The 24,709-nt window shown below is 64.6% G+C and carries 24 protein-coding genes; 17 read left to right on the forward strand and 7 right to left on the reverse strand.

Annotated elements, in window-relative coordinates; all coding sequences use genetic code 11:
- Positions 1 to 35 precede the first annotated feature (35 nt).
- Positions 36 to 1,229, reverse strand: a complete 1,194-nt coding sequence (locus OG716_RS10225; protein ID WP_405137390.1) for a hypothetical protein — start codon at positions 1,227 to 1,229, stop codon at positions 36 to 38.
- 423 nt (positions 1,230 to 1,652) lie between these two features.
- Here OG716_RS10225 and OG716_RS10230 point away from each other — a divergent pair, with 423 nt between their 5' ends.
- The 5 genes from OG716_RS10230 (at position 1,653) to OG716_RS10250 (ending at position 5,806) form a co-directional block, all read left to right on the forward strand.
- Positions 1,653 to 3,419 (forward strand): MFS transporter, encoded by a 1,767-nt coding sequence (locus OG716_RS10230; RefSeq protein ID WP_405137391.1) that lies wholly within the window; start codon positions 1,653 to 1,655, stop codon positions 3,417 to 3,419.
- 4 nt (positions 3,420 to 3,423) lie between these two features.
- On the forward strand, positions 3,424 to 3,903 hold the full coding sequence (locus OG716_RS10235; RefSeq protein WP_405137392.1) for a MarR family winged helix-turn-helix transcriptional regulator: 480 nt from the start codon (positions 3,424 to 3,426) through the stop codon (positions 3,901 to 3,903).
- Positions 3,904 to 4,054: 151 nt separating this feature from the next.
- On the forward strand, positions 4,055 to 4,399 hold the full coding sequence (locus OG716_RS10240; RefSeq protein WP_405137393.1) for a hypothetical protein: 345 nt from the start codon (positions 4,055 to 4,057) through the stop codon (positions 4,397 to 4,399).
- Positions 4,400 to 4,648: 249 nt separating this feature from the next.
- Complete coding sequence (locus OG716_RS10245; RefSeq protein ID WP_405137394.1) at positions 4,649 to 5,017, forward strand: hypothetical protein; 369 nt, start codon at positions 4,649 to 4,651, stop codon at positions 5,015 to 5,017.
- Between the two features lie 192 nt (positions 5,018 to 5,209).
- Positions 5,210 to 5,806, forward strand: coding sequence for a DUF4352 domain-containing protein (locus OG716_RS10250; protein ID WP_405137395.1), 597 nt, complete (start codon positions 5,210 to 5,212; stop codon positions 5,804 to 5,806).
- A gap of 81 nt (positions 5,807 to 5,887) precedes the next feature.
- On the opposite strand, the gene OG716_RS10255 is transcribed toward OG716_RS10250, so the two are convergent.
- Together OG716_RS10255 and OG716_RS10260 are read right to left on the reverse strand one after the other, a co-directional pair.
- Positions 5,888 to 6,346 carry a VOC family protein gene (locus tag OG716_RS10255; protein ID WP_355127721.1) on the reverse strand — a complete coding sequence of 153 codons (459 nt, stop codon included), beginning with the start codon at positions 6,344 to 6,346 and terminating at the stop codon, positions 5,888 to 5,890.
- A gap of 108 nt (positions 6,347 to 6,454) precedes the next feature.
- A complete protein-coding gene (locus tag OG716_RS10260) occupies positions 6,455 to 7,666 on the reverse strand; it encodes a pyridoxal phosphate-dependent aminotransferase (RefSeq protein ID WP_405137396.1) in 1,212 nt (403 codons plus the stop codon).
- 93 nt (positions 7,667 to 7,759) lie between these two features.
- Here OG716_RS10260 and OG716_RS10265 point away from each other — a divergent pair, with 93 nt between their 5' ends.
- A complete protein-coding gene (locus OG716_RS10265) occupies positions 7,760 to 8,326 on the forward strand; it encodes a winged helix-turn-helix transcriptional regulator (RefSeq protein ID WP_405137397.1) in 567 nt (188 codons plus the stop codon).
- A 117-nt stretch (positions 8,327 to 8,443) separates the two neighbouring features.
- Here the strand turns inward: OG716_RS10265 and OG716_RS10270 are convergent, their stop codons facing one another.
- The 3 genes from OG716_RS10270 to OG716_RS10280 all read right to left on the reverse strand — a co-directional run bounded on the left by OG716_RS10270 (position 8,444) and on the right by OG716_RS10280 (position 11,928).
- A complete protein-coding gene (locus OG716_RS10270; RefSeq protein ID WP_405137398.1) occupies positions 8,444 to 8,872 on the reverse strand; it encodes a CBS domain-containing protein in 429 nt (142 codons plus the stop codon).
- A gap of 177 nt (positions 8,873 to 9,049) precedes the next feature.
- Positions 9,050 to 10,288 (reverse strand): RNA-guided endonuclease InsQ/TnpB family protein, encoded by a 1,239-nt coding sequence (locus OG716_RS10275; protein WP_405137399.1) that lies wholly within the window; start codon positions 10,286 to 10,288, stop codon positions 9,050 to 9,052.
- A 260-nt stretch (positions 10,289 to 10,548) separates the two neighbouring features.
- Positions 10,549 to 11,928, reverse strand: a complete 1,380-nt coding sequence (locus tag OG716_RS10280; protein ID WP_405137400.1) for a dihydrolipoyl dehydrogenase family protein — start codon at positions 11,926 to 11,928, stop codon at positions 10,549 to 10,551.
- 296 nt (positions 11,929 to 12,224) lie between these two features.
- Here OG716_RS10280 and OG716_RS10285 point away from each other — a divergent pair, with 296 nt between their 5' ends.
- From OG716_RS10285 to nuoF, 7 genes are all read left to right on the forward strand, one after another.
- A complete protein-coding gene (locus OG716_RS10285) occupies positions 12,225 to 12,560 on the forward strand; it encodes a hypothetical protein (protein WP_405139623.1) in 336 nt (111 codons plus the stop codon).
- A gap of 266 nt (positions 12,561 to 12,826) precedes the next feature.
- The gene (locus tag OG716_RS10290; RefSeq protein ID WP_405137401.1) at positions 12,827 to 13,207 is read left to right on the forward strand and encodes an NADH-quinone oxidoreductase subunit A; all 381 of its coding nucleotides are present in this window, start codon (positions 12,827 to 12,829) and stop codon (positions 13,205 to 13,207) included.
- A gap of 74 nt (positions 13,208 to 13,281) precedes the next feature.
- Positions 13,282 to 13,836, forward strand: a complete 555-nt coding sequence (locus OG716_RS10295) for an NADH-quinone oxidoreductase subunit B family protein (protein WP_327139455.1) — start codon at positions 13,282 to 13,284, stop codon at positions 13,834 to 13,836.
- Positions 13,833 to 14,627 (forward strand): NADH-quinone oxidoreductase subunit C, encoded by a 795-nt coding sequence (locus OG716_RS10300; protein WP_405137402.1) that lies wholly within the window; start codon positions 13,833 to 13,835, stop codon positions 14,625 to 14,627. Before OG716_RS10295 ends, OG716_RS10300 begins: the two co-directional genes overlap by 4 nt.
- Positions 14,627 to 15,976, forward strand: a complete 1,350-nt coding sequence (gene nuoD, locus OG716_RS10305) for an NADH dehydrogenase (quinone) subunit D (protein WP_405137403.1) — start codon at positions 14,627 to 14,629, stop codon at positions 15,974 to 15,976. The genes OG716_RS10300 and nuoD overlap by 1 nt, the downstream gene beginning before the upstream one ends.
- The gene (gene nuoE / locus OG716_RS10310) at positions 15,973 to 16,668 is read left to right on the forward strand and encodes an NADH-quinone oxidoreductase subunit NuoE (protein ID WP_327139452.1); all 696 of its coding nucleotides are present in this window, start codon (positions 15,973 to 15,975) and stop codon (positions 16,666 to 16,668) included. The genes nuoD and nuoE overlap by 4 nt, the downstream gene beginning before the upstream one ends.
- Positions 16,665 to 17,981, forward strand: a complete 1,317-nt coding sequence (gene nuoF / locus OG716_RS10315; protein WP_405137404.1) for an NADH-quinone oxidoreductase subunit NuoF — start codon at positions 16,665 to 16,667, stop codon at positions 17,979 to 17,981. Before nuoE ends, nuoF begins: the two co-directional genes overlap by 4 nt.
- A 35-nt stretch (positions 17,982 to 18,016) precedes the next feature.
- On the opposite strand, the gene OG716_RS10320 is transcribed toward nuoF, so the two are convergent.
- Complete coding sequence (locus tag OG716_RS10320; RefSeq protein WP_405137405.1) at positions 18,017 to 19,171, reverse strand: RNA-guided endonuclease InsQ/TnpB family protein; 1,155 nt, start codon at positions 19,169 to 19,171, stop codon at positions 18,017 to 18,019.
- Between the two features lie 113 nt (positions 19,172 to 19,284).
- Here OG716_RS10320 and OG716_RS10325 point away from each other — a divergent pair, with 113 nt between their 5' ends.
- The 4 genes from OG716_RS10325 (at position 19,285) to nuoK (ending at position 24,704) form a co-directional block, all read left to right on the forward strand.
- Positions 19,285 to 21,750 carry an NADH-quinone oxidoreductase subunit G gene (locus OG716_RS10325; RefSeq protein WP_405137406.1) on the forward strand — a complete coding sequence of 822 codons (2,466 nt, stop codon included), beginning with the start codon at positions 19,285 to 19,287 and terminating at the stop codon, positions 21,748 to 21,750.
- Between the two features lie 70 nt (positions 21,751 to 21,820).
- A complete protein-coding gene (nuoH, locus tag OG716_RS10330; RefSeq protein ID WP_405139625.1) occupies positions 21,821 to 23,593 on the forward strand; it encodes an NADH-quinone oxidoreductase subunit NuoH in 1,773 nt (590 codons plus the stop codon).
- Positions 23,590 to 24,408 carry an NADH-quinone oxidoreductase subunit J gene (locus tag OG716_RS10335; RefSeq protein WP_405137407.1) on the forward strand — a complete coding sequence of 273 codons (819 nt, stop codon included), beginning with the start codon at positions 23,590 to 23,592 and terminating at the stop codon, positions 24,406 to 24,408. The genes nuoH and OG716_RS10335 overlap by 4 nt, the downstream gene beginning before the upstream one ends.
- Complete coding sequence (gene nuoK / locus OG716_RS10340) at positions 24,405 to 24,704, forward strand: NADH-quinone oxidoreductase subunit NuoK (RefSeq protein WP_297617092.1); 300 nt, start codon at positions 24,405 to 24,407, stop codon at positions 24,702 to 24,704. Before OG716_RS10335 ends, nuoK begins: the two co-directional genes overlap by 4 nt.
- The last annotated feature ends 5 nt before the right edge of the window (positions 24,705 to 24,709 follow it).

The following is a 24,709-nucleotide window of genomic DNA, read 5'->3' on the forward strand; positions in this document are numbered from 1 at the left end:
CCGACCCACGGAGGCGACGACTACCGCTCCACGCGTCACATCACCAGGCGGCGAATACTCTCGGGAATCTCACTCGGATCGCGCGGATAGACCTCGAACTCATACCGATACTCGGCCGCGGTGGGGGCCGGAACCCATTCCGGCGTCTCGCTATTGGAGAACTGCGAACGGTATTGACCCCCGGGTTTGAACTCGAGCCGCCCGCTCATCCAGGTGCCGGTCCGCGGATCGTAAGCCGCCTTCTTGAGCCTGGTCAGGAGTGCGAGCATCGCCTCCGGGGGTTGCAGATTCTGCACCGCGCCCTTGCCGACCGTCACCGATATTCCGGCATGCCCTTCGCCGCCCACCATCGAGAACCACATGTAAGCGAAGGTCCACTTGCGCGGTAACAAGGGCAGGAAGACCTTCAGCACCTCGGCCTCGAGAGTCTCGGCATCGACATCCGTTGCGGATATACCCTCGATAATGGGCGTAATGAGTAGTGTCGAACCGTTGAGCTGCTTGATCGACTCGGGAATATGCGCGAGGACGCGTGGATACAGCTCGAACTCTCGCCGATAGTCCTGCTGGTCGAGCGGCGGCATGCCCTCTGGGGCGCCGTCATTGTGGAAGACACATTTGAAGTCGTCTCGCTCGATCAGGACATGCCCGCTCATCCAGGTGCCGGTGCGCTCGTCGTAGGAGACGCGCTTGTGCTCGCCGAGCATCGCCCACACATTTTCCGACGGCTCGGAGCGCACCGTCTTCATCAGGCCGTACGTCGCTTCGATCGTGGCGTATCGAAACCCGCCGACCGCATATACCCACAGCTGCACGGATTTCCACCCCGGCCGAAGCTCCTCGGTGAGCGTGGTAACCAAAGCCTGTTCGATGACGTCCAGACCGACATCGGACAGATCGACCCACACACCGGTCACATTGACGCCGGGCAACTCCCTACCCACGGACTCGAGCATTGCCATTACTCCGGGAGCCGGACGCTCGAAGCTGGACAGTTCGATCCGTATTCGAGTGACCTTGGTGACCCCCTTCCGCACCGCGAACTGGGCGGCGTAGCCCGAGGAGATGGCGTGTACGTAGTGATCCAGTTTGCGGCGGAAGTCCCTGATCAGAAGTTCCGCGTCCACGCCGACGTCGTTGACGGAACGGTCCTCCCGCATATTCAGTACCAGCGTTCCGTCTTGCCCTACTGCGACGAGGTCGAATTCGTCGTAGTCCGGTACAGGCATCGCCTGCCCCTCCCCTGATCGATCGTTTCGAAAACTACCGGCCTCAAGGTACTAAGACCCTGCAGGAGATGGGTTTCGTGCCCCTCGCTACGCCCCCGCCCATCCCGCTGTGCGCAGCGGCGAATACTACGGCCCCACAGAGCGATTCGGCCTGGTCGGTCCGTCGGGTCCGGCCTCTATCGCCCGCCGCGCGCGCGATCGCAAGGTCGCGGCCGGGCTCTGGGAAACCGCCGGGCAGCTCACCGGCACCCACCTACCCGCCAAAAGGTCCGACCGACTCGACGCGCCGAACTTCGTTCAACAATCGGCTCGCTCCCGGCGCATTAGGCCTGGTCAGCGAGGTGAGCCAGCCCACCATTTAGTTAGTTAGCCTTATGCAACTATATTGGACAGGTTCGTAAGTTGCGTTTTTGGGAGGCTAAGTTGGCTGCGGCACCGACCACCGATCTGGACAAAGATGATGTCCAGACCATTCGCCGGCGCCTTCGCGTCGACCGGGACCATCCGCACTACAAGTGGGTAGCGCTGTCCAACACCACATTGGGCATGCTCATGGTCACCATCAACTCGTCGATCGTGATCATCTCGCTGCCCGCGATCTTCCGCGGCGTCGACCTGAATCCGCTCGAACCCGGCAATGTGAGCTACCTGCTGTGGCTGCTCATGGGCTTCCTGCTGACCTCGGCGGTACTGGTGGTCATGTTCGGGCGACTCGGCGACATGTTCGGCCGGGTGAAGATCTACAACCTCGGGTTCGTGGTGTTCACCCTCTGTGCGATCGCCCTGTCCTTCGATCCGTTCACGCACGGGGCCGGAGCACTGTGGCTGATCGGCTGGCGTGTGGTGCAGGGCGTCGGTGGCGCCATGCTGATGGCCAACTCGGCGGCGATCCTCACCGATGCCTTCCCCGCCAACCGTCGCGGTGTGGCGCTGGGCATCAATCAGGTTGCGGCCGTTGCCGGTTCGTTCCTGGGTCTGCTCATCGGCGGCATTCTTTCGGAGTGGGACTGGAAGGCGATCTTCTGGGTCACCATTCCGTTCGGCATCCTCGGCACCGTGTGGTCGTACCGCTCGCTGCACGACACCGGCACCCGCACGCCCGGATCGCTGGACATCCCCGGCACCCTCACCTTCGCGCTGGGCCTGACCGCACTACTGTCGGGCATCACCTACGGCATCCAGCCGTACGGTGATTCGAAGACCGGCTGGGGCAACCCGTGGGTGCTCGCCGGCGTCTTCGGCGGCATCGCACTGCTGCTGCTGTTCTGCTACATCGAATCCAAGGTCAGCCAGCCGATGTTCCAGCTGTCGCTGTTCCGCAATCGGGCCTTCGGACTCGGCAACCTCGCCGGCCTGATGGCATCGCTGGGACGCGGTGGCATGCAGTTCATGCTCATCATCTGGCTGCAGGGCATCTGGTTGCCCCTGCACGGGTACGACTTCGAATCCACTCCCCTGTGGGCCGGCATCTACATGCTGCCGTTGACCGTCGGATTCCTGGTGGCGGGCCCGGTTTCGGGTTGGCTCAGCGATAAATACGGCCCCCGGCTGTTCGCGGCCGGCGGTCTCACGCTGGCAGCGGTCACCTTCGTGCTGCTGGTGATCATCCCGGTCGACTTCAACTACTGGCTGTTCGGACTGATCATCCTGCTCAACGGTCTCGGCACCGGCATCTTCACCTCGCCGAACACCGCCGAGATCATGGGCGCGGTACCGGCATCGCAACGTGGCGTCGCCTCCGGCATGCGCGGCACGCTGATGAACGGCGGCATGGCGCTGTCGATCGGCGTGTTCTTCTCGCTCATGATCGTCGGTCTGTCCGGAACCCTGCCCGGTGCAATGAATTCCGGTCTGCAGAGCCAGGGCGTGTCCGCGCAGGTCGCCGGTCAGGTTGCGGATATGCCCCCGGTGGGCAGCCTGTTCGCGACCTTCCTGGGCTACAACCCGTTCAAGGAATTGCTCGGCCCCAGCGGCACTCTCGACAAGCCGGGCGTGAACAGCGATGTCCTCACCGGTCAGGAGTTCTTCCCGCACTTGATCTCCGGGCCGTTCCATTCGGGTCTGATCGTCGTATTCCTGGTCGCCGCATTTATGATGCTGATCGGCGCAGTGGCTTCGTGGTTCGCCGGCAGCGGGAAGGTTCCCGACGAGACCGAGGAACTCATCGAAGCCGACCGCGCGGGAATCTGACCCGATGATCGAGGAGGCCACGCTGCAACAGCCCACGAGTGTCGCCGACCCCGACCAGCTGACGGAGGCGGCCGATCTCTACCACTCGATCGGCCGCCTGCTGCGGCTGCTGCGCACCTCGGGCGATCTGGGCCAGCTCAGCCCCGGCGCCGCTTCGGCCCTGGCGTCGGTCGCCCGCGGCGGGCCGATGCGACTGAGCGATCTGGCGAATATCGAACGCGTCAGCGCGCCGACCATGTCGCGCATGGTCACCGGCCTGGAGAAGGCGGGCTATATCGTCCGCGACGCCGACCCGGAAGACGGCCGTGCCCAACTCCTGAGCGCAACCTCCCGTGCTCACGATCTGGTCACCGGCCTGACCTCGGCCCGCATTCAGCGCTTCGCGGCGGCCATGGCGCGCCTCGACGCGCCGCAGCGTGAGGCGCTCAAGGGCTCGCTCGGCTTTCTGATCGACGCGCTCGATCAGGAGACCAACCCTTCCTGAGCAACAGCATTCGGCCTCTCGGCAGCGCGTAAACCGCTGTCGAGAGGCCGAATTGCGTGCACCCGAACCCCGCGGTGCAACATTGTTCGCATCGTGAACGCGGTACCCTGAAATTCGGCTGTGGCGGCCAGCCGATGAAGGCAGGCGCGAGATGACCTACAGCGCAGATCGATTGAACGCCATTGCGCGGGATGCACAGCGAATCGCCGAGGGCGCCTACGCCTCCGAGGAGGCGAACCGGCTGCGTATCCGCTTCGCCGACGAGTTCCGGAAACTCTCGGACTACGACTACACCGGTCCACTGGGCCTGGAATTGATGGACTTCCTGGTCGCCACGCTGCAAATCATCAATACCGCAAGCCGCCACTCAGGCGCAGCCGGCGCCGACCCGTCCCGGCAACTGCACAGTGGACCTCGCCGCTTCGCACTGAACCCAGAAGACCTCAGAACCATCGAACCCCGCCGCCCGTACCGCGATCGAGGCGGGGGCCGCTGAAGTCGGCCTGCCGTCATCGACCAGGAACTGAGTGCGGCGACCACTCGCACAATGCCGCCCGCAGTTCCTGGTGATCTTGGTCGGCCGCACTATGGTGGCGCAGACCCGCCGGTGATCGGGCGCGCGAGTTGCTGGACTGGACCCTGTGTCCATACTTCTTGCGCCCTCTCCCGCAACCAAAGCAGCGTCACCGCCCTCCTGCTGCTCTACGGCATCGCGGGAATCGCCGGAAATGCCCTGGGCGGCAGCATGATTACCAACCACCCCCGCGCCGCACTGATCTCCGCAGCCGCTGCGATGGCGGCCGCCATGCTCCTATTGCCGACACTCGGCCGAGCGGAATTCGGCGCCGCAGCCCTGCTGCTCATCTGGGGCATCGGTTACGGCGGCATCCCGGTCATCCTGCAGACCTGTTTCGCCCGCGTCGTCCCCGATCACGCCGAAGTCTCCTCCGTCCTGTTCACCGCCTCCTTCCAGGCAACCTTCTCCCTGAGCGCCCTGGCCGGTTGCCTGCTCCTGGACCGCACCTCCCCCTCCGCGGTCCTGAGCTGCGGGGGCATCACGGCCCTGCTGGTCCTGGGAATATGCCTCAGTCGCCGCGCATCAGCTAATAGTTAGATGCCGGAGAGTTTCCTACGGGGGAAATGTCCGAATATCTACTCCTGTAAGGCCTTTTAAACACCAAGCAGCCTTCTCGGTAATTCGATCTGCGATCAATTCCGCGAAACTGGTTCATAATTGGCAACATTGATCGATCCATCCGCGAGGGAAGGGTCGGCCCTTGCGCGAACAGTGAATTGAAGGTTGCCCATGTCCATTCCGAATCAGCCGGTACCTCCGCCTCCGGGTGGTCCGCCGATGTACGGGCAGGGGTATCCCCCGCCGCCCAGAAAGAAGCGGAAGCTCTGGCCCTGGATTCTGCTCGCTGTGGTCGTGTTGTTCTTCGGTGGGTGCTTCGCCCTGGTCGGCACTGCCGCACATGAGGTTTCGAAGGGCACCGACAAGAGCACGGCGGTGGCGGCGGCAGGCTCGGAAGTGCGAGATGGCAAGTTCGCCTTCGCCGTTACCGCGGTCGACCCGCCCGTCACGACAGTCGGCGACAATGAGATCCTGCGCAAGACCGCGCAGGGCGAGTATGTCCTCGTACATGTCGCCATCACCAATATCGGCGACAAGGCGCAGAGCTACTTCGGTGAGAATCAGAAGCTGATCGACGATCAGGGCAAACAGTACAGCAATGACACCTCGGCCGAGCTTGCGGCCAACGGAGACCTGACCGCCGAAATCAATCCTGGCAACAAGATTTCCGTGAGCATCCCGTTCGATGTTCCCAAAGGCACGGTCCCGGTCACCGTCGAGTTTCACGACTCGATGTTCTCGGGCGGTGCACGCGTCGCCCTGAAATAGCCCTGAACAGCTCAGAAATAGGTATCGCATGATTCGGCCGGCCCGGGGTGTTTCCGGGCCGGCCGAATGCGGTGTGCTGGTTCAGGCGTTGTCGTAGGCGTCCTGCAGGGTTTTCAGGTCGATCTTGGACATGGTGCGCAGGGCGACGGAGGCCGCCGCGCTGCGGGCGGGGTCGGTGCCGCCCATGAGTTGCGGGAGGCCGGAGGGGACCACCTGCCAGGAGAGGCCGTACTTGTCGGTGAGCCAGCCGCACGGGCCGGGCTTGCCCTCGGCGGTGAAGGCGTCCCAGAGGCGGTCGACCTCTTCCTGGCCGTCGACGACCACCTGGATGGAGGCGGCATCTGTGTGCGGATGTGCCGGGCCGCCATTGAGCAGAGTCAGGGAGTGACCTGCCAATTCGAGGGAGACGATGAAGGCCGCGCCATCAGGGCCGCGCGAAATATCGGTGATCCGGGAACCGGGGACCAGCGTGGTGTAGAACTCCGCGGCCTCCTCGGCCTGGGTGTCGAACCAGAGGAAGGTGGTGACGGTGGTGCTCATGATGGGCTCCTGACGAGTTGGTGACCTGCTTTCACCTACTGGTCGGAGCCCATCACATCAGTTCGACGTATCTCCGGACATTTCTCGAGATATCTTTCGCGCCGCCCGTCACTGCCGGTAGGTGGCCAGGAAGCGGCCGATGCGTTCGATGATCGCCTCCAGGTCATCGGCGTGCGGCAGCGTCACGATCCGGAAGTGGTCGGGGCGCGGCCAGTTGAAGCCCGTGCCCTGCACGATGTGGATCTTCTCCTGCAGCAGCAGATCCAGCACGAACTGCTCGTCATTGTGGATCGGGTACATCTCGAGATCGATGCGCGGGAAGGCGTACAGCGCACCCTTGGGCTTCACACACGAGATGCCGGGAATGGCATTGAGAGCCTCCCATGCGCGATCACGCTGCTCGTGCAGCCGCCCGCCGGGCGCGGTGAGATCGAAAATGCTCTGATGCCCGCCGAGCGCCGCCTGAATGGCTTGCTGCGCAGGCACATTCGCGCACAGCCGCAGACCCGCGAGCATGGTCAGGCCTTCGAGGTAGTTCTGCGCGTGCTGCGTCGGCCCGGAAACCACCAGCCACCCGGAACGGAATCCGGCGGCCCGATAGGACTTCGACAGCCCGGAGAAGGTCAGGCACAACAGGTCCGGCGCAAGCGAGGCAGTCGCCGTGTGCTTCAGATCGTCGTACAGGATCTTGTCGTAGATCTCGTCGGAGAACACCACCAGGTTGTGCCGCCGCGCGACCTCGAGCACCTGCCGCACCACCTCGGGCGAGTACACCGCGCCTGTGGGATTGTTCGGATTGATGAGCACGATGGCCCGCGTGCGGTCGGTGACCTTGGATTCGATATCGGCCACATCCGGGAACCAGTCGGAGCCCTCATCGCAGATGTAGTGCACGGGCTTACCGCCATTGAGCGCCGTGGCCGCGGTCCAGAGCGGGAAATCCGGTGCGGGAACGAGTACTTCGTCACCGTTCTCCAGCAGTGCCGTCATGGCCATCATGATCAGTTCGGAGACGCCGTTGCCGAGGAAGACCTCTTCGACGTCGACATCCTCGACGCCGAGGGTCTGGTAGTACTGCACGACCGACCGCCGCGCGGACAGCAGCCCCTTCGAGGACGAGTACCCGCTCGAGGACGGCAGATTGCGAATCATGTCCTGCAACATGTCCGCAGGTGCTTCGAATCCGAACGTCAGCGGGTTGCCGGTATTGAGCTTGACCACGTGATGGCCCTCGGCCTCGAGCCGGGCCGCGTGCTCGGCCACCGGTCCGCGGATCTCGTACGACACACCCGCCAGCTTGCTCGACTGCTTGACCTGCATGGACGTCCCTTCTGAATGCGGTTGAGCCACACTCTACTTGGAATTTCCAAGTTTGCACTTTGTTTTTCCAAGTTCCAGGTTACAGTGGGAGACGTGTCACGCCGAAGCTACGACCACTACTGCACCGTCAGCCGCGCCCTCGACATTGTCGGCGACCGCTGGAACCTGCTGGTCGTCCGCGAATTATGTTCCGGCCCGCGCCGATACAGCGATCTGTTCGCCGATCTGCCCGGTATCAGCACCGATGTGCTGGCCGCCCGGCTCAAGGATCTGGAACGCGACGGCATCCTCACCCGCCGCCGCGTCGGCCCCCGCGCCGCGACCGCGGTCTACGAACTCACCGAGGCGGGCACGGCATTGCGCCCCGCACTCGACGCACTCTCGATCTGGGGCACACAGCTGCTCGGCGACCGCCGCCCCACCGACGCCGTCCGCGCACACTGGTTCGCGCTACCGCTGGGGCGCGCTGTGACCGAACTGCTTCCATCCGGGACCGCCACCGTGCACATCGGCGAGACCACGCTGCACTACGTCATCACCGAGGCGGGCATCACCCACCACGACGGCCCCGCGACCGCACCCGACCTCGAGCTCCACCTCGACCTGGCCACCGCCACCGACGTGGCCACCGGCGCACGCGCCCTCGCAGACGTCCGCTGACTCCCCGCGCCACACAGCGCATCTCGCGGCTGACTCCCCGCCGCACAGCACGTGTACCGACCGAACATGCCGTACAAGCGCTGTTCGGTCCGTGCGAAGGCTGTGCGGCCCGAGGGGTCAGCCGTGCAGGTAGCGCACCAGGTGTTCGCGCTCCTCTTCCAGTTCGGAGATCTGGCTCTTCACCACATCGCCGATGCTGACTATGCCGACCATGCGCCCCTCGCTGAGCACCGGAAGATGCCGGATCCGATGTTCCGTCATCGTGGCATTGAGTGTTTCGACCTGATCCTCGGGAGAGCAGGTATGCACCGCCGCGGTCATGATGTCCGACACCGGTGCATCCAGTAGCTCGGCCCCTCTGCTGTGCAGTCGCCGCACAATGTCGCGCTCGGAGGCGATGCCCGAAATGAGCACTCCGTCCGGCGACACCACCACCGCGCCGACATTGTGCGCGTTCAACACTCGCAGTAGTTCACGCACTGTGGCATCGGGTGCAATCGTGACCACACCCGGCCCTTTACGCCGCAAGATCTCGGATATTCGCATATGTCCACCGCCCATTTGCTCGAACCATCTACACCTATCAGGATGGCGCCTTCATGACCCGCTGAACAGCAATGATTGTGCGGCGATGCCTAACCGGTTGCAAGGGCATCCGGTCCGTGTGCAATGCGACTCGCGCCGCTGTGGGCAACGAGGGATTCTTGACTTCCTCCCCAACAGTTAGCTCGGGATTTCAACTCGCCAGAGGCGGGTTGGCGCACTGGCCCCTCGCGGGGGTGCTGGTTCCTGCTTCATCGACCCGCCCATCGGCTGGAGGTCTCCACAGGCTGTGACCGACTGCCCGCCGGCCAGAATATTCTTCGCCGCGTTGATGTCGGCGTGCTCGTGATAGCCGCAGGCGGTGCACCGGAATTCCGCTTGGCTCTCACGGGATTTCGGGTCCACCGCACCGCATTGCGAGCAGCGTTGTGACGTGTAAGCAGGTGGAACCTTCACGATATGGCAACCTGTCCGCCGGGCTACGTTGCGTAAGGCCAACTCGAAAATGTGCCAGCCCTTGTCCAAGATGGCACGGTTGAGGCCCGACTTCTGCGCAACCCCAGTCCCCGGTTCGGCGACACTGCCACGTGCCGAGCGGGTCATATTGCGGACGCACAGATTTTCGATCACCACCATGCCGTACCGGGTGGCCAGTTGGTCCGCACTATAGGCGGCGAAGTCCTTTCGCCGGTTCCGTTCCCGACGCTTCAAACGCCGCATCGCCACACGCGTCTTGCTTCGATTGGCAGAATTCCTCCGCTGCCGCATCAACCTCTTCTGCAGCCGCCGGTACCGTTCATCCTCGCCCGGTGTAGCGAACTGACGGTCGCGCAAAGTGTTGTCGGAGCAGGCAATCGCCACCACGACACCGCGATCCACTCCGACCGCCGATGTACTGGCATGCTTTTCGGGGGTGCAGGTCTCGTCGTCCACCAGAAACGACACAAACCACACATCCCCATCGCGCGATATCGTCGCAGACCGCACATCTCCATCGAGGGGGCGCGAGAACCTGAACCGCACCCAGCCCAGCTTCGGTAGTTTCGCGCGCCCCCACCGTCGACTCAGGCGTTCGACGCGAATCCCTCTGCCGTCAGGAAACCGGAAGGACGGCACCCAGCGCCGCTGTGACCGCCATTGCACGCGAAACGTGCCGTGATCACGACAGGCGCGGTCCAGATCCATCAACGTCTGCTGCAGACAATGTGACGGAGCCTGTGCGAGCCACCGGAATTCCATCTTTGCCTGCGTCAGCTCGGCGCTCTGCTGTACATAGTTCATGAACGCCCCGCCCCGCCGATATTCGCGGCGCTGCTCGAGACCGGTGTTCCAGACAGCTCGACATGCATCTCCGATCAGATGGGAGAGGTCTACTTGCTCTGCGGTAAACGCCACCCGATACTTTCTCCCGACCAGCATGCCTACCCACGCCGCCTTCCGCCTGGCACGGTGTTGATTCGGTTGGTCATCATTTGATGCTTAACGCTGGCCATGAGCAGCACATTAGCTCGTGGATCGAAACTATGTTCGAGATCGTATGAGCATGTCGGGAATCGCCGAATTAGGTACGGATCTCGGTGTGGTGCAGGGGTTTCCGGCACAGTTCAGTAGGGTCCTGCCGACGCGCTCCCCGCAACTCAGACTTTCGAAAAGTTTGCCTCGATCCCGACCTCGGGCGCTCAACGCTCATCCGATGCCAGTACATCGAAAGCTGCCTCAATCGCGCGGTGGAACGTTGGGTAGGCGTAGATCATCTCGCGAAGGCTGGCTATTGGTACTTCGGCATGAACGGCTACAGCGAGAGCACTAAGCACCTCACCTCCAACCGGGCCTATGGATGTGGCGCCTACCAGTACACCTCGGTCAGCGTCTTCGACGAGCTTGATAAGGCCTTCGTTGCCTACCTTGTGAATCCAGCCCCGAACCGAGGTAGGGACAGCGGTGCTCGCGGTGCGCACGGTCAGGCCCGCCGCGCGTGCCTGCTCCTCAGTGAGACCCACCGCTCCGACCTCCGGGTCGGTGAATGTCACGCGCGGGACGGCGCGATACTGCGCGGTTTCGTCGGAGGATCCGAGAATGTCCTGCGCCGCGATGCGAGCCTGGTACATGGACATATGCGTGAAGGCCCCTTGACCGGTCACATCACCGATGGCCCAGACGCCGTCGGCGGCGCGCATACGCTCGTCGACCGGGAGAGTCTTCGCGGTCTCGTCCAGGCCCAGCACGCCGATTCCCAAGGCCGACAGGTCTGTTCGACGGCCGGTGGCGACCAGCAACTGCTGCGCTTGCACCGACTGCCCGTTATCCAGTTCGACGGTGAAGTCCGAACCGTCGTGCGCCACGCTTGCCGCATGTGCACCGGTGCGCACCGTGATGCCTTCGGCGGCAAAGACCTTCGCGAGCAGGTCACCGGCCTCGGGTTCATCCTGTGGCAGCAGCCTGCGCGGCACGATGACGGTGACGTCCGCACCGAAGCGCGCGAACAGTTGCGCGAATTCCGCACCCACCGGTCCGCCGCCGAGCACGATCAGCGAGCGCGGCACCTCGGTGGTGGTGACGGCCTCGCGATTGGTCCAGTAGGGCGTGCCCTCGAGGCCTGCCAGCGGTGGAACGGCCGGAGCGGTACCGGGATTCAGCACAATCCGGGTTGTCCGAAAGACCCGTTCTCCCCCCTCGGTCGCCACGGTCACCTCGCCGGGCGCGGAAATCCGGCCCCAGCCGCGCACGAAGGTCCCGCCGGCCTTCTCGAACCGCTCGACCGCGACGGTGTCATCCCAATTGTCGGTCGCCTCGTCGCGAATCCGCGCCGCCACCGGAGCCCAGTCCGGCGTCACCGTCGCCGACCCCGCCAGCTCGTCGACCCGCCGCGCCTCCTGCAGCACCCCGGCCGCACGCACCATCATCTTGGTCGGAATGCAGGCGTAGTACGGACATTCGCCCCCGACCAACCGCCCCTCCACCCCGACCACCGTCAATCCGGCCTGAGCCAACCGTGTCGCGACGTCCTCACCGCCCGGTCCCATTCCGACCACCACGGCATCCACGACTTCAGCAGGCATTGCGTGCTTCCTTTGCTCGACAGGCAACTCACCGGACGGAACTACCCAACCAGCATGGCGCGACACTGCCCCCGCACGCCGATGCGCATCGGCACGTTCCGAAAATTTCACAACTTGCGGCTATTGCCGAATTGTTCCTGATGTCTGGTTCGCCCCGACGCGCGAATGGATTCCGGCGAACCTGCCACCGGCACCCATAGCTAACCCGTACCATCCGGTGCGTGGTCGATGCCAAGCGTCCCGCCGCGCTGCGGGTTCTCGTCTACAGCAATGATGCCGATACTCGGAGCCAGGTAATGCTGGCTCTGGGCAGACGGCCGCATCCGGATCTGCCGCCCATCGAATATGTCGAAGTGGCCACCGGCGCTGTTGTTTTGGAGCACATGGATGCCCATGGGCTCGACTTGGCCATCCTCGATGGCGAGTCCGCGCCGACCGGTGGTCTCGGTCTGGCCAAGCAGCTCAAGGATGAAATCGATAATTGCCCGCCGATTGTGGTGCTCACCGGTCGCCCGGATGATGCCTGGCTGGCGAACTGGTCGCGGGCCGATGCGGCTGTCTCGCATCCGCTGGATCCGATCCGGTTGACCGAGGCCGTACTCGGCGTACTGCGGAACCGCTCCGCGGCCTGAGTTCTCCCCTCCCCGCGACCTGGGGATATCTGTGTCACGTGACATTCGCGATTCCGTCGAATCGGTCATGAAAGACCGTTCCGAATTGAATCAAACGGCCTCGCGAAACGTCATGTATCTTGTCGCGTGAGTTGTAGGCTGTGCCCTAGCTCACACGAGCCTGGCTGACGGTATCAATCGCCGCCATGCCCGATCTCCGAAAATCCGGGCCGTCCGGGGCGTCATCGCCCCTGCGCAAGGTTGCAACCAGGAGGGGTAGTGCTGTTGTGAATATCGAGGTGCCGACGCTTGTCCTCGGCGCGGTAGCTGCCGCGTTCGGGGTGTTCTCCGTATTTCTGGCGGCCCTGATCGGCCCCGAACGCAATAACCGGGCCAAGCTCGAACCGTACGAGTGCGGTATCGAGCCTACGCCGCACGCTGTCGGCGGTGGCCCGGGAAACACTGGTGGACAACGCTTTCCGGTGAAGTACTACCTCACCGCCATGCTGTTCATCATTTTCGACATCGAGATCGTGTTCCTTTACCCGTGGGCGGTGCACTTCGATTCGCTCGGCCTGTTCGGGCTGGCGGCGATGGCGCTGTTCGTCTTCAACGTCTCGGTGGCCTATGCCTACGAGTGGAGGCGAGGCGGACTCAGCTGGGACTGAGTGGCGTACAGGGGTTTCCAAACATTGCACCCCGCCCTGTGCGGGGTGTTTCGATCCGGGAGATGTAGTTCGACATGGGTCTCGAGGAGAAACTGCCCAGCGGATTCCTGCTGAGCACGGTGGAAGATTTCGCGGGCTATCTGCGCAAGAGTTCGCTCTGGCCCGCAACATTCGGCCTGGCATGCTGCGCGATCGAAATGATGGCCACCGGCGGCGGACGATTCGATATCGCCCGCTTCGGCATGGAGGCGTTCCGCGCCTCGCCGCGCCAGGCCGATCTGATGATCGTCGCCGGACGGGTGAGCCAGAAGATGGCCCCCGTCCTGCGTCAGGTCTACGACCAGATGACCGAACCCAAATGGGTGCTGGCCATGGGTGTTTGCGCATCCTCGGGCGGCATGTTCAACAACTATGCCGTTGTGCAGGGCGTCGATCACGTCGTGCCGGTGGACATCTACCTGCCCGGCTGCCCGCCGCGGCCGGAGATGCTGTTGAACGCGATCCTGAAGCTGCACGAGAAGATTCAGGAAATGCCGCTCGGCGTCAATCGCGAGGAAGCCGTGCGGGCCGCCGAGGCCGCCGCGCTCGCCAGCCCCACGACCATTCAGATGAAGGGGCTGTTGCGATGAGCTTCGATTCACCGACCGAAAGCCCTCCGGAGGAGGCGACCGTGCAGCCACCCGCCGAGTCCGAGCGGGACATCGAGTCCACTCCGGACGAGATCGATACTGCCGCAATCGAATCCGGGCAGCCCCCGGCCGATGAGGTGATCAGCACCCGCCAGGGCATGTTCGGCGTCACCGGCACCGGTGATACCTCCGGCTACGGCCGGCTGGTGCGCACCGTCAGCCTGCCCGGTGGCAGCGCGCCCCCGTACGGCGGCTACTTCGACGATCTGGTGACGGCGCTGAGCCGTGCGCTCGAAGGCGCCGGCATCGCGTTCGCGGATGTCATCGAGAAGATCGTGGTCTTCCGCGACGAACTCACCCTGCACGTGCACCGCGCGCACCTGCCGGTGGTCGCAAAGACGCTGCGCGACAGCGAGGCTTTGCGTTTCGAGCTCTGCCTCGGCGTGAACGGCGCGCACTTCCCGGAGGACACCGGCCGCGAGTTGCACGCGGTCTACCACCTGAACTCCATCACCCACAATCGCCGGGTGCGCCTGGAGGTTTCGGTTCCCGACGCGGATCCGCATCTCCCCTCGCTGTATTCCGTGTATCCGACCACGGATTGGCACGAGCGCGAGACCTACGACTTCTTCGGCATCCTGTTCGACGGTCACCCCTCGCTGACCCGGATCTCGATGCCCGACGACTGGCGCGGTCACCCCCAGCGCAAGGACTACCCGCTCGGCGGGATCCCGGTCGAGTACAAGGGTGCGCGCATCCCGCCGCCCGACGAGCGGAGGGCGTACCACTGATGAACGACACGGACGTATTCGAAAGTCAGCAGGACCAGTCCCATCCCGAGCCCGCCGGGCGCCCGGAGCGCACGATCACCGTCGGAGGCAATGACTGGGATGAGATCTCCGCGGCCCTGGACGGGGCCGCCGAGGAACGCATTGTCGTGAATATGGGCCCGCAGCACCCCTCCACACACGGGGTGCTGCGGCTGATTCTCGAGATCGAGGGCGAGACCGTCACCGAGGCCCGCTGCGGCATCGGCTATCTGCACACCGGTATCGAGAAGAATCTCGAATATCGCAGCTGGGTGCAGGGCGTCACCTTCGTCACCCGGATGGATTATCTGTCGCCGTTCTTCAATGAGACGGCGTACTGCCTGGGCGTGGAGAAGCTGCTCGGCATCACCGACGATATTCCGGAGCGCGCCAGCGTCATTCGCGTCATGCTCATGGAGCTCAATCGCATCTCCTCGCACCTGGTCGCACTCGCGACCGGCGGTATGGAGCTGGGTGCGCTGACGCCGATGCTCTTCGGATTCCGGGAGCGCGAACTCATTCTGGACGTGTTCGAGAACATCACCGGCCTGCGCATGAACCACGCCTACATCCGGCCCGGAGGCGTCTCCCAGGATCTGCCCGACGACGGTGTCGCCAAGGTACGTGAGCTGCTGGAGTTGCTGCCGAAGCGCCTGCGGGATATGGAACTGCTCCTGAATGAGAATCCCATCTGGAAGGCCCGCACCCGCAATGTCGGTGTGCTGGACCTGACCGGCTGTATGGCGCTGGGCATCACCGGTCCGGTGCTGCGCTCGACGGGTCTGCCCCACGATCTGCGCAAGGCGCAGCCGTACTGCGGTTACGAGACCTACGACTTCGATGTCATGGTCGATACCGGCTGCGACTGCTACGGCCGCTACCTCATCCGGGTGAACGAGATGAAGGAGTCGCTCAAGATCGTCGAGCAGTGCCTGGACCGGCTGCGGCCGGGCCCGATCATGGTGGCGGACAAGAAGATCGCCTGGCCCGCGGACCTGGAGCTGGGTCCGGACGGTCTCGGCAACTCCCCCAAGCACATCTCCAAGATCATGGGCACCTCCATGGAGTCCCTCATCCACCACTTCAAGCTGGTGACCGAGGGCATGCGGGTCCCGCCCGGCCAGGTCTACGTGGCGGTCGAATCCCCGCGCGGCGAACTGGGCGTGCACATGGTCAGCGACGGCGGCACCCGCCCGTATCGGGTCCACTACCGCGACCCCTCGTTCACGAATCTGCAAGCGGTGGCGGCAATGTGCGAGGGCGGTCTGCTCGCCGACGTCATCGCCTCGGTGGCCAGTATCGATCCGGTGATGGGCGGGGTGGACCGTTGACAGAGATTCTGCTGAACCTGACCGTGCGCCCCATTCCGTATCCGCAGGAGGTGCACGACCGCCTGCAATTGGAGGCGAAGGAGATCATCGAGCGCTATCCGCATCCGCGCTCGGCACTGCTGCCCCTTTTGCATCTGGTGCAATCGGTGGAGAGCTATGTCTCCGGCACCGGCATCGAATTCTGTGCCGAGCAGCTGGGATTGACCGATGCCGAGGTGACCGCGGTGGCCACCTTCTACTCCATGTACCGGCGCAGCCGCACCGGCGATTTCCATGTCGGCGTCTGCACGAACACGCTGTGCGCGGTCATGGGCGGCGATGAGATCATGTCGGACCTGAAGCAGCACCTGGGCATCGGGCACGGGGAGACGACTGCCGATGGTGCGGTCACCCTCGAACACATCGAGTGCAATGCCGCGTGCGATTTCGCGCCGGTGATCATGGTCAACTGGGAGTTCCTCGACAACCAGACGCCGGAATCGGCACGGGAACTGGTGGATTCGCTGCGCCGCGGTGACCCGGTGACCGGGTCGCGCAGCGGTATTCCGCTCTGCAATTTCCGGGAGACCGCGCGCATTCTCGCGGGCTATCCGGATGCGCGCCCGGGTGCCACGGACGGCGTCGCCGGTCCGGCCACGCTCGCGGGACTGCATGCGGCCGAGCAGGATTCGACCGATGGAGGCGTCAAGTGACGACACTGACCCCGGTCCTGTCCAAGCACTGGGCCGAGCCTGATTCGTGGACGCTGCCCTCCTACCGCCGCCAGGGCGGCTACCGCGCGCTCCCGAAGGCGCTGCGCATGCAGCCCGACGAGGTCATCGCCACCGTCAAGGACTCCGGTCTGCGCGGACGCGGCGGTGCGGGCTTCCCCACCGGCATGAAATGGGGCTTCATTCCGCAGGGCCCCGGCCCCGACGGCGTGACCAAGCCGCACTATCTGGTGGTCAATGCCGATGAGTCGGAACCGGGTACCTGCAAGGACATTCCGCTCATGCTGGCGACCCCGCACACCCTGATCGAGGGTGTGATCATCGCGTCGTACGCCATTCGCGCCTCACACGCCTTCATCTATGTGCGCGGCGAGGTGGTGCCGGTCCTGCGCCGGCTGCAGGCTGCTGTCGAACAGGCTTATGCCGCAGGCTATATCGGCCAGAACATCCAGGGTTCGGGCTACGACCTGGAGATCGTGGTGCACGCGGGCGCGGGTGCGTACATCTGCGGTGAAGAGACCGCGCTGCTCGATTCCCTCGAGGGCCGTCGCGGCCAGCCGCGCCTGCGGCCCCCGTTCCCGGCCGTCGCGGGTCTCTACGCCTGCCCGACCGTGGTCAACAATGTGGAATCGATTGCCTCCGTACCGGCGATCATCGCCAATGGCGTGGAGTGGTTCCGGTCCTTCGGCACCGAGAAGTCGCCGGGCTTCACGCTGTACTCGCTCTCCGGTCACGTGACGCGACCGGGGCAATATGAAGCACCCCTCGGAATCACCCTGCGGGAGTTGCTGAAACACGCGGGCGGCGTCCGCGCGGGGCACACCCTGAAATTCTGGACCCCGGGTGGTTCCTCCACTCCGATCTTCACCGACGAGCACCTCGATGTCGCGCTCGACTACGAGGGCGTGACCGCCGCCGGATCCATGCTGGGCACCAAGGCCTTGCAGATCTTCGACGACACCACCTGTGTGGTGCGCGCCGTGCTGCGCTGGACCGAGTTCTACGCCCACGAATCCTGCGGCAAGTGCACACCGTGCCGTGAGGGCACGTACTGGCTGGTCCAGCTGCTGGAACGGCTGGAGAAGGGTCAGGGCGACGAAACCGACCTCGACAAGCTGCTGGACATTGCCGACAACATCAACGGCAAGTCCTTCTGCGCGCTCGGAGACGGTGCGGCCAGCCCGATCTTCTCCTCCCTCAAGTATTTCCGCGACGAGTACGTCGAGCATCTGCGCCTCGGCGCGTGCCCGTTCGACCCGGCCCGGTCCACCGTCTGGGCCGAAGGAGCGCGTTAACGCTTCGCCCGCCTTGAAGGCGGGAGATTCCACGCTCAGACCGCAACCGCACCATCTGCCCGAAGGAGGTGATCCGATTGTCTGACGTCGTCAACACGTGTGTGGCCACGCTCTGCCACAGCCAGAATCACTCTGGCGGCGTTCCGATCTCGACCGTCGGAGTACCCGCAGTCGTCGCACCGGAAGGTCCTTTCCCCAAGTCCGAGTTGCTGCTTGGCTCTCGCAAAGCAACTCGAACAAGTCATTGTCGTATACGCGGGCTGTACCAACCCCACCTTCCGGCCAGCCCGCACGCCTCGGTTGATCAGCTCTCTCTTCGCGGCGCCTATGGCCGCGTCGGCTGCCATTTTTGCCATCGTGGACTTGGCGAGAAACTTGGGAGTGAAGTCCTCCACCGCGATCAGATCGTGCTGGTCGACTACATGTTTCGCCCACACACACGAATCGTGCCGGGTCTGGCGTGCCGCCTTCTTGTGAAGCCTCGCTGCCTGACGAGCGGCCCGACGATATCCACCCGACTGCGGGCCAGTCTTTCCGCGACGGCGCCTGGCCATCTTTCGTTGCGCCCGGCACATTTCCGCGGCACAGCGTGCGCGGTGTCCGAGGTACGGCAGATCAAATCCTGGATCGGTAGTAGTTGCCGTTGTACAGACACCCCAGTCGACACCGATATTACTGTCGGCCACGGAACAGGGTTCGACGGCTCGGCGAACGACGAACGAGGCGTACCAGTGTCCGAGCGAATCCTGTACGACGCGCACGCTTGTGGGTTCGGACGGCAACTCTCGCGACCAAACGACCGGGATACTCACACCCTTTGCCAGCACAAGCCGACCGCCGCGGATATTGAACCCACGCCGGGTGTACTCCAGCGACGGACGAGTCGCCTTGCGTGGCTTGAACGCGGGCCGACCCCGACCCTTGACAGTGAAGGACTGCTTGAGCGCGAGCGCGTACGTGCGGAGCGTCTGTTGTTGGGCAACCTGCGAACCTTCCCGCAGCCACGCGCTACACGAACGAGCGTCGGTCAGAAATTTGCTCAGTGTGCTGAGAGTCGGCTTGTTACCCGACTTCTGATGGTTCACAGACTCATTCCACAAGAACCGGCAACGATGCCATTCCGCGAGCAACACGGATTCGGTGGTGCGACTTGGTCGCAATCGATAGCTGTATCGCACCACCTCCTCCATGGCAGACAACCTAGCCGAGACCACCGACACGTTGCCCCGACTCGAGAGCCCTCGAAAGGAGGCTGGCGCAGTATCACCCTCGTAAGCGGGGGCAGGTCCGCGCCGAACCCCCGATGACCGCAATAGTCAACTCCAGCGCCAGCGGAGTTACCCCCACCGATATGGTCAGCGTGATCATCGACGGCACAACGGTTTCCGTCCCCGTCGGGACCCTGGTGATCCGCGCCGCGGAGCTCGTGGGCATTCAGATCCCACGCTTCTGCGATCACCCGCTGCTCGACCCGGTCGGCGCCTGCCGGCAGTGCCTGGTCGATGTGGAGGGGCAGCGCAAGCCGGTCGCCTCCTGTACGCAGACGGTCAGCGAGGGCATGATCATCCGCACCCAGCTGTCCTCCCCCGCCGCCGCCAAGGCGCAGGAGGGGGTGATGGAGCTGCTGCTCATCAATCACCCGCTGGACTGCCCGGTGTGCGATAAGGGCGGCGAATGCCCGCTGCAGAACCAGGCCATGTCCTCCGGTCGCGCCGAATCGCGGTTCGACGGTGAGAAGCGCACCTACCCCAAGCCGATTCCGCTGTCCTCGGCGATTCTGCTGGACCGGGAACGCTGCGTGCTGTGCGCCCGCTGCACTCGCTTTTCACAGCAGGTGGCCGGTGATCCGTTCATCGAGCTGATGGATCGTGGTGCGCTGCAGCAGGTCGGCATTGCCGCCGGGGAGCCGATGGACTCCTATTTCTCCGGCAATACCGTGCAAATCTGCCCGGTGGGCGCGCTCACCGGCAGCACCTACCGATTCCGGGCGCGGCCTTTCGATCTGGTGTCGAGTCCGGCAGTGTGCGAGCACTGTGCTTCCGGATGCGCACAGCGCACCGATCACCGCCGCGGCAAGGTCATGCGGCGTCTCGCCGGTGACGATCCGCAGGTCAATGAGGAATGGAACTGCGACAAGGGACGATTCGCGTTCCAGTACGCGACCGAGCGGGATCGGCTGACCACCCCGCTGGTGCGCACCTGGGACGGGACGCTGCAGCCCGCCTCGTGGTCGGAGGCCATCACGGCCGCCGCGCGCGGGCTGGCCGCCGCGCACGGCAATGCCGGTGTGCTGGTCGGCGGTCGCGTCACCATGGAGGACGCCTACGCGTACTCCAAGTTCGCGCGAGTCGCCCTCGATACCAATGACATCGACTTCCGCGCCCGCGAGCACTCCGCGGAGGAGGCCGACTTCCTCGCCGCTCGCATTGCCGGGCAGGGCATCACCGTCGACTACGCGGCGCTGGAGCGGGCGCCGATCGTATTGTTCGCCGGGTTCGAGGCCGAAGAAGAGTCGCCGATGATCTATCTGCGGCTGCGCAAGGCCGCACGCAAGCGCGGCACCGAGATCTACTCGCTCGCGCCGTTCACCACCCGCGGTCTGCAGCGCATGAACGGCACCCTGCTGCCAACCTCGCCGGGCGCCGAGGCGTATCTCCTGGAGGCCATCCGCACGGGTGATTCCGCCGCCGTCGCCATCGCTCCCGGTCATCTGCAGCATGTCGCCACCATGCTGCGCGAGCCCGATGCGCTCATCATCGTCGGCGAGCGGCTCGGCGGCATCCCCGGCGGGTTGTCGGCGGCCGCGCGCCTGGCCGATGAGACCGGGGCCGGGCTTGTCTGGATTCCGCGGCGTGCCGGTGAACGCGGTGCGCTCGAAGCGGGTGCGCTGCCGGTGCTACTGCCGGGCGGCCGACCGGTCGCTGATCCTGTTGCACGCCAACAGGTTCGCAATGCCTGGGGTGTCGGAGAGCTGCCGACTGCTCCGGGCCGCGATACGGCCGCCATTCTTGCCGCCGCACCGACGCTGGGCGCACTGCTCATCGGCGGCGTGGAGGTCGGCGATATGCCCGATCCACATGCCGCGCTCACCGCCATCGATGCCGCGAGTTTTGTGGTGAGCCTGGAACTTCGGGGCAGCGATATCAGCGAGCGCGCCGATGTCGTCTTCCCGGTGGCCTCGGCCATGGAGAAGGCCGGCACCTTCCTCACCTGGGAGGGCCGCCACCGGCAATTCGATGCGGCACTGCGTGATTCGACCGTGCGCCGGGAATCCGCGCCCATGCCGGAACACCGTGTCCTCGATGCCATCGCCCAGGAGATGGGTGTGCGACTCGGGCTGCCCGATGTGGCAAGTGCCCGAGCCGAATTGGCGGATATGGGGGTGTGGGACGGCCCGGCCGCCGCCACCCCGGCGCTGCCGCCGCAACCGCTCGCGCAGGCGGTCTCGGGCACGGCCGTGCTCGCCGCCTGGCGCATGCTCATCGATCGCGGCCGCCTGCAGGACGGTGAACCCAATCTGGCCGGCACCGCCCGCCCTCCGGTGGTGCGGCTCTCGCACGATACCGCTGCCGAAATCGGCGCCACCACAGGCGATCCGGTGACGGTCGGCAACGATCACGGTCATATCACCCTGCCCCTGGTCATCACCGAGATGCCGGACCGGGTCGTATGGCTGCCCATGAATTCCCCGGGGGCCGATGTGCTGGTGCAGCTCGGCACCACGCCCGGCCACCTCGTGCGCATCCGTCGGGAGGACCACCGTGAGTGATCTGGCTGTATCCATTTTGGCCGTCCGGGGGCCCTCCGTGGTGACGCAGGCTGCCGCCTCCGGGCCTGACCTGACGGCCGTGTTCGGCCACGATCCGTGGTGGCTGGTGCTGATCAAATCCGTCGGCATCTTCGTCTTCCTGCTACTCATCCCGATGCTTGCGGTGTACGCGGAGCGCAAGATCGTGGCGTTCATGCAGATGCGCGTCGGCCCGAACCGGGTCGGCCCGCGCGGCAGTCTGCAGTCCATCGCCGACGGCGTGAAGATGCTCCTCAAAGAGGACATCATCCCGACCATCGTGGACAAGCCCATCTTCATTCTGGCGCCGATCATTTCGCTGATTCCGGCCGTGATGGCGTTCGCCGTCATTCCGTTCGGACCCGAGGTCTCCATGTTCGGGCACCGCACGCCGTTGCAGCTGACGGATATGCCGGTGGGTGTGCTCTACGTGCTGGCCATGGCCTCGGTGGGTGTGTACGGAATCGTGCTGGCGGGCTGGTCTTCCGGCTCGACCTACCCGCTGCTGGGCGGGTTGCGCTCCACCGCGCAGGTCATCTCCTACGAGATCGCCATGGCGCTGTGCTTCGCGGCGGTCTTCCTGCTCTCGGGCAGTATGGCCACCTCGGATATCGTGCGGGCGCAGTTCGGCACCTGGTACGTCTTCCTGCTGCTGCCCTCGTTCCTCATCTACGCGGTGTCCATGGTCGGTGAGACCAACCGCGCGCCCTTCGATCTGCCCGAGGCCGAGGGTGAGCTGGTCGGCGGTTTCCACACCGAGTACTCCTCGCTGAAGTTCGCCATGTTCATGATGGCCGAATACATCAATATGGCAACGGTTTCCGCGCTGGCCACCACGCTGTTCTTCGGCGGCTGGCACGCACCGTTCCCGATCAGCCTGTGGGCGGGCGCCAATCACGGCTGGTGGCCGATGATCTGGTTCGTCGCCAAGGTGTGGACCTTCCTGTTCGTATTCATCTGGTTGCGCGGCACCCTGCCGCGACTGCGCTACGACCAGTTCATGAATCTCGGCTGGAAGATACTGATTCCGATCTCGCTGGCCTGGGTCATGTTCGTGGCGACGCTGCGCGCGCTGCAGAACAACGGCATTCACGTCCAGACGCCGGGCATGGTCATCGGCGGCCTGGTGGTCGCCGGGGTGATGATCGGCATGGTGCTGCGCGCCGGGCATGCGGGCGACGATCGGTCCAAGGCCGCACCGGATGCGGATGCGACCCGCATGTATTCGGACTTCCCGGTGCCGCCCATGCCGGCCGAGCCGATGGCCTCGACACCGAAATCCGGTCTGCTGGAACCGCTCGGCGGGTTCTACGTCACCGCCGCCACCATGTTCAAGAAGCCGAATACCGAGATGTACCCGGAGGTCAAGACGCCGACGGCGCCGCGCTATCACGGGCGGCACCAGCTCAATCGGCATCCGGACGGGCTGGAGAAGTGCATCGGCTGCGAGCTGTGTGCCTGGGCCTGCCCGGCGGACGCCATCTATGTCGAGGGCGCGGACAACACCGAGGAGGAGCGCTTCTCACCCGGTGAGCGCTACGGCCAGGTTTATCAGATCAATTACCTGCGCTGCATCGGCTGTGGTCTGTGCATCGAGGCGTGCCCGACCCGGGCGCTGACCATGACCAACGAGTACGAGATGGCCGATGACAATCGCGCCGATCTCATTCTCGAGAAGAAGGATCTGCTCGCGCCCATGCTGGCGGGTATGCAGCCGGCGCCGCACGCCATGTACCCGGGCGCGGACGAGGGCACCTACTACCGCGGTGAAGTCCCCGGTGCGGCAGTCGAACTCGCGGGAGTCGAAGGAGGGGTCAAGCGATGAATTCCCTCTACGCCCAACCGGCGCAGCAGGTCATCACCCACACCTCCACCGGCGAGGCCGTGCAGTTCTGGATTCTGGCCGTCATCGCGGTGGTCGGCGCGCTGGGCATGGTGTGCGCACGCAAGGCCGTGCATTCGGCACTGTGCCTGGCGGCCACCATGATCACGCTCTCGGCCTTCTATATCGCCGAGAACGCACTGTTCCTGGGCATTGTGCAGATCGTCGTCTACACCGGCGCGGTCATGATGCTGTTCCTGTTCGTGCTGATGCTGGTCGGCGTTGACTCGCAGGAATCGCTGCGAGAGACATTGCGGGGCCAGCGAATTGCGGTGATCGTCGTCGGTGTCGGATTCGGCATGCTGATCATCGCCGCGCTCGCGCGCGGTATGAAGTCCACCAGCGTCGCCGCCACCGGCCCGGGGCTGGGCGGTAAGGATGCTATCGGGGCGCTCGCCGAACTCATCTTCGTGCGCTACGTCTGGGCGTTCGAACTGACCGGCGCACTGCTCATCACCGCCACCATCGGCGCCATGGTGCTCGCGCACCGGGAGAAGTTCGGCCCGCGCACCGATCAGCGCGAACTGTCCAAACAGCGATTCCGGGACGGCAGGCGGGTCACACCGCTGCCGACGCCCGGCGTGTACGCCCGCCACAATGCCGTCGACGCACCGGCGCGACTGCCGGACGGCTCCTTCGAGGAGCTCTCGGTCAGTTCCATTCTGCGGCACCGCCGCAACCGCGCCCACGAGGAAGCGGTGGTGCGCACGGTCGGCAGCGGCAGTGGTGACGACAATTCAGAGGAAGGCTCGCGGTGAACCCGGACAACTATCTGTATCTCTCCGCCCTGCTCTTCACCATCGGCGCGGCCGGAGTGCTGGTGCGGCGCAATGCGATCGTGGTGTTCATGTGCATCGAGCTCATGCTCAATGCGGTGAATCTGGCGTTTGTCACCTTCGCCCGGCTGCACGCCAATCTGGACGGGCAGGTGTTCGCCTTCTTCACCATGGTGGTCGCGGCCGCCGAGGTCGTGGTCGGCCTGGCCATCATCATGACCATCTTCCGTGCCCGCCGCTCGACCTCGGTCGACGACGCAAGTCTGCTGCGGTACTGATATGA

It is taken from the genome of Nocardia sp. NBC_01388, assembly GCF_045040085.1.
Taxonomy (GTDB): Bacteria; Actinomycetota; Actinomycetes; order Mycobacteriales; family Mycobacteriaceae; genus Nocardia.

Bases quoted from the DNA above. Each gene is read 5' to 3' on its own strand.
- OG716_RS10245 (WP_405137394.1), top strand. From the start codon at position 4,649: ATGATTACCAACCACCCCCGCGCCGCACTGATCTCCGCAGCCGCTGCG.
- OG716_RS10240 (WP_405137393.1), top strand. From the start codon at position 4,055: ATGACCTACAGCGCAGATCGATTGAACGCCATTGCGCGGGATGCACAG.
- OG716_RS10225 (WP_405137390.1), bottom strand. From the start codon at position 1,229: ATGCCTGTACCGGACTACGACGAATTCGACCTCGTCGCAGTAGGGCAA.
- OG716_RS10280 (WP_405137400.1), bottom strand. From the start codon at position 11,928: ATGCCTGCTGAAGTCGTGGATGCCGTGGTGGTCGGAATGGGACCGGGC.
- OG716_RS10275 (WP_405137399.1), bottom strand. From the start codon at position 10,288: ATGCTGGTCGGGAGAAAGTATCGGGTGGCGTTTACCGCAGAGCAAGTA.
- OG716_RS10270 (WP_405137398.1), bottom strand. From the start codon at position 8,872: ATGCGAATATCCGAGATCTTGCGGCGTAAAGGGCCGGGTGTGGTCACG.
- OG716_RS10295 (WP_327139455.1), top strand. From the start codon at position 13,282: ATGGGTCTCGAGGAGAAACTGCCCAGCGGATTCCTGCTGAGCACGGTG.
- OG716_RS10285 (WP_405139623.1), top strand. From the start codon at position 12,225: ATGCTGGCTCTGGGCAGACGGCCGCATCCGGATCTGCCGCCCATCGAA.
- OG716_RS10335 (WP_405137407.1), top strand. From the start codon at position 23,590: ATGAATTCCCTCTACGCCCAACCGGCGCAGCAGGTCATCACCCACACC.
- OG716_RS10255 (WP_355127721.1), bottom strand. From the start codon at position 6,346: ATGAGCACCACCGTCACCACCTTCCTCTGGTTCGACACCCAGGCCGAG.
- OG716_RS10260 (WP_405137396.1), bottom strand. From the start codon at position 7,666: ATGCAGGTCAAGCAGTCGAGCAAGCTGGCGGGTGTGTCGTACGAGATC.
- OG716_RS10250 (WP_405137395.1), top strand. From the start codon at position 5,210: ATGTCCATTCCGAATCAGCCGGTACCTCCGCCTCCGGGTGGTCCGCCG.
- OG716_RS10325 (WP_405137406.1), top strand. From the start codon at position 19,285: ATGACCGCAATAGTCAACTCCAGCGCCAGCGGAGTTACCCCCACCGAT.
- OG716_RS10320 (WP_405137405.1), bottom strand. From the start codon at position 19,171: ATGGAGGAGGTGGTGCGATACAGCTATCGATTGCGACCAAGTCGCACC.
- OG716_RS10300 (WP_405137402.1), top strand. From the start codon at position 13,833: ATGAGCTTCGATTCACCGACCGAAAGCCCTCCGGAGGAGGCGACCGTG.
- OG716_RS10235 (WP_405137392.1), top strand. From the start codon at position 3,424: ATGATCGAGGAGGCCACGCTGCAACAGCCCACGAGTGTCGCCGACCCC.
- nuoD (WP_405137403.1), top strand. From the start codon at position 14,627: ATGAACGACACGGACGTATTCGAAAGTCAGCAGGACCAGTCCCATCCC.